Raw genomic sequence first — 6,876 nt, forward strand, 5'->3', positions numbered from 1 at the left:
TCACGGCCCGGCGGTCACCCAGGCCAGCGCCTGCGGCAGGATCTCGACCGCGCCGAAGTGCGCCGTGTCCGCCTGCACCTGCACCCGCGCGTGCGCGATCCGCGACGCCAGCCACTCCGTGTGCCCGACCGGCGAGAACGCGTCGTCGGCGCCGTGCCACAGCAGCACCTCGCCGGACACGTCGGACAGCTGGAAGCCCCACTCACGACGGAACGCCAGCGCATCGTCGACCCAGCCGTGGCCGCCGAACCGCATCGCCTCGGCGTACGTGTCGGTGATCAGCCGCCGCATCGCCGTGTCGTCGATGACCCGCAGATCCGAGTGCGTCAGCTCGGCCCGCAGGCCCGCCATCAGGCTCTCCGGGTCACGCCTGGCCCGGTCCGCCCGCGCCAGCAGCCGCTCGGTGAACAGCGCCACGTCCCGGTCGGCCATGTCGTAGTCGTTCGTGTTCGACTGCGCCATGCCGTCGAACCAGGCCAGGCCGGGCGCGTCCGGCGGCGCGATGCCGACCAGCGCGGCGGCCCGGGTGACCCGGTCGGCCAGCAGCGCCGCGCAGGCCAGCGCGTGCGGCCCGCCGCCGGACCGGCCGATGACCCCGAACCGGCCCAGCTCCAGCGCGTCGGCGATGGCCGCCACGTCGTCGGCCGCGTCGGCGACCCGGCGACCCGGCATCCGGCTCGACCCGCCGTAACCCGGCCGGTCGTAGGAGACCAGCCGCACCCCCATCCGGTACAGCACGATGCTGCGCGGCCGTGGCCCGCTGCGGCTGCCCGGGGTGCCGTGCATGAGAAACACCGGATGCCCGTCGGGCGCGCCCGACACCTCCACCGACAGCACCCCACCCCGCGGCGACGGCACCAGCCGTGAAGTCGCTCGACGCGTGTTCGGCATGACACCCCCCGCATCGAGGGTACTTCCCCGCCCCGCCGCTATCGACCGCGGCCGATGGACTGGTCGAAGATCGCTGTCTCGGGATCGGAACCTGCGGTTCGGCCCCGGAATCTGACCCGAGACTGCGATCTCCGTCAGCGGCCGGTCTCGGGCAGGGCGAAGCGGTAGTGGCGGGACTTCAGGGTCGGGATGACGCGGTCGACGGCGTCGACGGTCTGGCTGCGGTCGCCGCCGCCGTCGTGCATGAGCACCACCGCGCCGGGGGTGATGCCCTCTTCCAGGCGGCGGATCAGCTCGTCGGCGCCGGGGGTCTCCCAGTCGGCGATCGCCAGCCGCCAGCCCAGCGGTTGCATGCCCAGCGCGGCCGCCACGGCCGGGGTCCGGCCCCACGCCCCGAACGGCGCGCGGAAGTACGGGATGCGCGCACGCGGCACCGCCCGGCGGATGGCGGCGTTGGTCTCGCGCAGGTCCGCGGCGATCTGCTCGGGCGTCCAGGCACTCATGTCGTCGTGGTGCATGCTGTGGTTGCACAGTGGGTGACCGGCGGCGGCGATGCTGCGCACCACCTCGGGGTGCTGCTCGACCTGGTCGCCCTGCAGGCAGAACACGGCCTTGACCTGGTGCCTGCGCAGCACGTCGAGCAGGCGCGGGGTGTCGGCCGGGTTGGGGCCGTCGTCGAAGGTGAAGCTGACGACGTTGCCGTCGCCGCGTGCGGTGTCGATGATGGCGGTGCTCTCTCCGGGTCGGGCGGCGGGAGGGAAACAATTCGCTGGTCAGATGGAAACGTTTCCGACCATCACAGATCTTATTCTCAGCGGGCTGCTTACGCGTCGTCAACGATTTCCGGAAAACTATCGGCGGGCGTGGATCGCCACCGGTGGGCCGCGGCCACGGTTCCCGGTAGGGGAGAAGGTCGAAGTGGGGACCGTCCGACCGGGACGCCGGGTCCGATAATTTCCGAAAGTCATTGACGACGGTCGGTGTCGCGGAAAATACTGCGGGTGCTGTGGCCAGGTGTCGGCCGTCTGCCGAGGTCCCGGCGCGTTGGAGGAGGCGCTGTGACCGGCGGTGGCGACCGCACGGGGTTGCGCCGGGGTGTCTCCGGGCGCGACCGGGGCGGCAGGTCGGCGGCCTGGGCCGCGGGCCGGGCCGTGCCGAGGGGCCCGGTGTCGCCGGGCGGTGCGAGGACACGACGGCGGCGGGCGGTGTAGGGCCGCCCGCCTGCGTCGCGCCGCCCGGCCCCACCCACGTGCGGGCATCAGCGACGAAAGGCCCGGTCGGCCTGGAAACCAGACCGCCGGGCCGCAAGGGCTGAAGCGTTCCTACTTACGCGGCTTCTGCGGGACGCGCGGCAGCACGTACGGCGGGCCGGTGTAGATCAGATCGGCCTTCATCAGGTTGTACGCCCGCTTGGGCTGGTAGTTCTCGTCGTAGATGTTGGCCAGGCCCTCGTTGCCGAACCAGTTCGGCACCCACGAGTACTTGTCGGTGAAACCCCACACCGTGAACGACAGGCAGTGCCGGTCGGCCAGGCAGGCCTGCAGCAGCACGCTGTAGTTCGCCGCCGATGCCTGCAGCCGCGGGTTGATCTCGTTGGAGTCGCCGTTCTGCACCGCATCGGTGATTTGGCTGCGCACGTCGACCTCGGTGAACGCGGTCGCCAGCCCCAGGCCGGAGAACTTCTTCAGCGCCGCCGCGACCTGCAGGGTGTCGTAGTTGCCGTACTGCGTGCCCAGGTGGCCCTGGCTGCCCACGCCGTCGATCGGCACCCGCTGCGCCAGCAGCGCCTTGGCCATGTCGTACACGAACTGGGTCTTGTCGTTGGCCGGGTCACCGGAGCCGAAGGCCTCGATGTTGTAGTCGTTGTAGAACAGCAGCGCCTTCGGGTCGGCGGCGCGCGCCCAGCGGAACGCGTCGGCGATGTAGTCCGGCCCCAGGTGCTGCGCCCAGAACCCCTTGTAGTGCAGCGTCGACGGGGTGTCCCACGGGTCGCTGACGGCCTCGTTGACGACGTCCCACTGCCAGATCTTGCCCTTGAAGTGCTTCACCACGTTGGTGATGTGGTTGCGCAGGATGTCGCGCAACTGCTCGGTGCTGATGGAGCCGTCGTTCACGCCGGTGGTGAGCCAGCCGGGCAGCTGGTTCTGCCACACCAGCACGTGCCCGCGTACCCGCTGGTTGTGCTGCTTGGCGAAGGCGATCAGTTCGTCGGCCGGGCCCCAGTCGTAGGTGCCGCGGGTGGGCTCCAGGCTCTCCCACTTCATCACGTTCTCCGCGGTCACCGTGTTGAACTCCGAGGCGACGAGTTCGCGGTAGCGCGGGTCGGCGGCGTCGTTCAGGGCCGCCATGTCGACCGCGGTGCCGATGTACAGGTCGTGGCGCAGCCCGAGGTTGCGCAGGCTCTGGTCGGCGGGGTTGTACGGCTGGCCGGCCGACGCGGGCAGGGTGTTGAGCGCGCCGACGGTCGCGACGGCGACGGCGCCGGTGGCGATCCAACGTCTGAGTTTCATAAGCGTTCCTTCCGTGGTGGGCGGTCGACGGGGTCGACGAAAGAGGCACGGGAGTTTGCGTTGGTGCGGATGACGCCGTGAGCGGCCGAGCGCCGGCCGTAGGGCGGGTCAGAGCCCGAGCGCGAGCGTCGCGGTAGTTGCGGATCAATTTCCGTTACTACGCCGAAACATTACGATGGGCATTGTGGACCGTCAACTAGCGGAACTTCCGGAAATGCCTTGGTGCGGCGTTGAATCCGCGCAGCTCGGTATCGAAAGTTTCGCCCGAGGCGCGGCTCGATCGAGGCCGGGTCGTCAGCCGGCCCCGATCGGTGCGACGGTCGGTCAGTGCTCCAGGTAGGTGGCGTGGTCGTAGTCGGCGTACGCGCCGTCGTTGCCGAGGTCCTGCACCCACAGGCCGAGGAACGCGCCGGTGAAGCCCCAGGCGGCCGGCTCGCCGTCGATGATCAGAGCGGCATGCTCGTCGGACAGGATCGTCGCGTCCAGCTCGACGGGCAGCTGCCGCCAGCCGTCGCCGAGGTCGTAGGAGAACCGCACCGCGGGCCCGTCGAACTCCGCACGCAGGCCGACCCGGCCCGCCGCGCTGACGTCCACGGTGAGGTCCGGGTACACCGTGCGCCGGCCGCTGTCCGAGCTGAGCAGCTCCAGCACCGCCCTGCCGTCGTCGGCCCGGGTCAGATAGAGGTAGTACCAGTTCAGGGTGTTGTAGTAGGCGGTGATCCCGGCGAGGTGCCGGTGGTCGGCGGGGTCGAACTCGACGACGGTGTCCAGCGAGCAGTGGGTCGCGCCGACGCGGCGGGCGACCAGGCTGGGAGTCTGCTTGCCGACCGGGGACTGTCCGCCGCGGATGCGCAGGTGCGAGGGCCGGGTACGCAGGTCGATCCAGTCGGGGCCGGCTGGGCGGCGCAGGGTCGACCACGAGGTGGCCAGCTGGGGTGCGTCGAAGTGGTCGGTGGCGGGTTCGGCGGGCCACGGGTGTTCGGGCAGGCCGGGTGCGGTGATCTCGTCGGCGGGGACGCCGCCGGGGATGCTGGGCCAGCCGCCGGGTGTCCAGTCGACTTTCTGGATGGCGGTCTCGCGGCCGAGCACGCAGTTGCCCAGCGGGGTGTAGGGGCGGCCGACCAGGTGGGCGAGGTACCAGTCGCCGTGCTGGGTCTGCACCAGGCTGCCGTGTCCGGCCTTCTGCAGTGCCAGGTCCGGACGCCCGACCGAGGTCAGCAGCGGCCCGATCGGGTCGACCTCGTACGGCCCGTGCAGGTTGCGTGACCGGGCGACGGTGACCTGGTGTTCCCAGCTCGTGCCGCCCTCGGCGGTGACCAGCCAGTACCAGCCGTCGTGGCGGTAGAGGTGCGGGCCCTCGGTCAGGCCGGCCTCGGTGCCGGTGAAGATGATCTGCGCGTTGCCGACGAGCTGCCGCTTGTCCCGGTCGTAGCGCTGGATCTCGATGCCGCCGAAGCGGTCGCGGCCGGGCCGCCAGTCGGCGCTCATCGCCAGGAGCCAGCTGGTCCCGTCCTCGTCGTGGAACAGCGAGGCGTCGAACCCGTGTGAGTGCAGCACGACCGGGTCGGACCAGGGGCCGGTGATGTCGGGGGCGGTGGTGAGGTAGTTCTGGGGGTCCCAGTAGCCGCTGGCGAAGCTGGCGACGTCGCTGTAGACGAGGTGGAACTGGCCGTCGTGCCAGGTGAGGTCGGGCGCCCAGACGCCGTTGGAGTCGCCGCAGCCGCGTAGGTCGAGCAGGCGGCGTTCGGTGACGATGCCGCCGAGGGCGCGCCAGTGGACGAGGTCGCGGGAGTGGTGCACGCGTACGCCCGGGTACCACTCGAAGGTCGAGGTGGCCAGGTAGTAGTCGTCGGCGACGCGCAGGATCGAGGGGTCGGGGTGGAACCCGGGCAGGATCGGGTTGCGGATCGACCGGGCGGCGGTGGCCACGTCTGCGATCTCGGTCGACATGTTCGGCTCCTTGTGTTCGGGCTGGCACTGTGCCGTCTTCCGGCGAAGTTCCGAAAACTCTCGGCCGGAACGATCAGAAATCCCGCCCACCGTAACGGTTCAAGTCGAGATGCGACAGCCCCTTGACCCCGTACGTACCCACGTCGTAACGTGCCCGCCATCACTTGAAAATACCGGCTGCGTACTGAAAGTTTCGGAGCCGCGTTTCCGCACCTCCCGCCGACCTGATCGGCACCCGAGCACCTGGTAAGTCCTCGAAGGGATGGCACATGACAGCGCACCTCTCCCGCAGAACGCTGCTCGGCATCGCGGGCGCCGGCGCCGGCGCGTACCTGCTGAGCGCCTGCGGCAGCGATGAACCGAGCACGCCGGACGGCCCTCAGACGATCAACTGGTGGCACATTCAGAACACCGAGCCGATGCTGCCCGTGTGGGCGGCGATGGCCAAGGAGTACGAGACCGCGCACACGAACGTGAAGGTCGTGATCCAGCCGCTGGAGAACGAGGCGTTCAAGGCGAAGCTGACCACCGCCACGCAGGCGGGCTCGCCGCCGGACCTGTTCCAGTCGTGGGGCGGCGGCGTGCTCAAGCAGCAGGTCGACGCGGGTCTGCTGAAGGACATCACGGCCGATGTGCAGCCGTGGATCGGCAGCCTGCTGCCGGCGTCGCTGCAGCCGTTCACGATCGACGGGAAGGTCTACGGGGTTCCGTTCGACGTGGGCATGGTCGGGTTCTGGTACAACAAGGACCTTTTCGCCAAGGCGGGGGTCACGGCGACGCCGACGACGTGGGCTGAGTTGCTGACGACGGTGTCGACGATCAAGAGCAAGGGCATCGTGCCGATCGCGCTGGCGGGCAAGGAGAAGTGGCCAGGGCATTTCTACTGGGCGTACCTGGCTATGCGCATCGGTGGTCTGGGAGCGCTTCAGCAGGCGGCGAAGGACAACAACTTCGACACGCCGGACTTCATCGCCGCGGGTGCGCGGTTGAAGGAGCTGGTGGATCTGCAGCCGTTCCAGAAGGGTTTCCTGGGGGCGGAGTACGGGTCGCCCGATGGTCAGGCGGCGACGATGGGCAACGGCGGGGCGGCGTTGGAGTTGATGGGGCAGTGGGCTCCGTCGGTGCAGGCGTCGAGCTCGACGAGCAAGAAGGGCCTGGGTGACAAGCTGGGTTACTTCGCGTTCCCGGCGGTCGAGGGCGGCAAGGGGACCGTGGCGGAGGCGTTCGGTGGCGGCAACGGTTTCGTGGTCGGCAAGAACGCCCCGGCCTCGACGGTGGACTTCCTGAAGGTGCTGCTGGACGTCGCGAATCAGCGTAAGTCGGCGGCGACGGGTGCGGTGCTGCCGACGGTCAAGGATGCCGCGGACGCGATCAAGGATCCGAACAGCAAGGTCGTCGCGGCGAGTCTGGCCAGCGCGACGGGGTTCCAGTTGTATCTGGACCAGGCGTATCCGCCGGCCGTCGGCCAGCAGGTCAACGACAGTGTCGCCGAGCTGGTCGCCGGTTCGAAGTCCCCGGAGCAGAT

5 protein-coding genes are annotated in these 6,876 nt (G+C 69.8%); 1 reads left to right on the plus strand and 4 read right to left on the minus strand.

What is annotated here, in order from left to right:
- The 4 genes from F6W97_RS25830 to F6W97_RS25845 all read right to left on the minus strand — a co-directional run bounded on the left by F6W97_RS25830 (position 1) and on the right by F6W97_RS25845 (position 5,351).
- Complete coding sequence (locus tag F6W97_RS25830) at positions 1-891, minus strand: alpha/beta fold hydrolase (protein ID WP_155372967.1); 891 nt, start codon at positions 889-891, stop codon at positions 1-3.
- Positions 892-1,025: 134 nt separating this feature from the next.
- A complete protein-coding gene (locus tag F6W97_RS25835) occupies positions 1,026-1,616 on the minus strand; it encodes a polysaccharide deacetylase family protein (RefSeq protein WP_155372968.1) in 591 nt (196 codons plus the stop codon).
- Positions 1,617-2,213: 597 nt separating this feature from the next.
- Complete coding sequence (locus F6W97_RS25840; protein ID WP_155372969.1) at positions 2,214-3,401, minus strand: endo-1,4-beta-xylanase; 1,188 nt, start codon at positions 3,399-3,401, stop codon at positions 2,214-2,216.
- A 324-nt stretch (positions 3,402-3,725) separates the two neighbouring features.
- Positions 3,726-5,351, minus strand: coding sequence for a glycoside hydrolase family 43 protein (locus tag F6W97_RS25845; RefSeq protein ID WP_155372970.1), 1,626 nt, complete (start codon positions 5,349-5,351; stop codon positions 3,726-3,728).
- A gap of 269 nt (positions 5,352-5,620) precedes the next feature.
- On the opposite strand from F6W97_RS25845, the gene F6W97_RS25850 reads away from it, so the two are divergent.
- Positions 5,621-6,876: extracellular solute-binding protein (locus F6W97_RS25850; protein ID WP_155372971.1), on the plus strand; the 1,256-nt coding region annotated here is incomplete at its 3' end.

This window comes from Catellatospora vulcania (assembly GCF_009720385.1).
Lineage (GTDB): Bacteria > Actinomycetota > Actinomycetes > Mycobacteriales > Micromonosporaceae > Catellatospora > Catellatospora vulcania.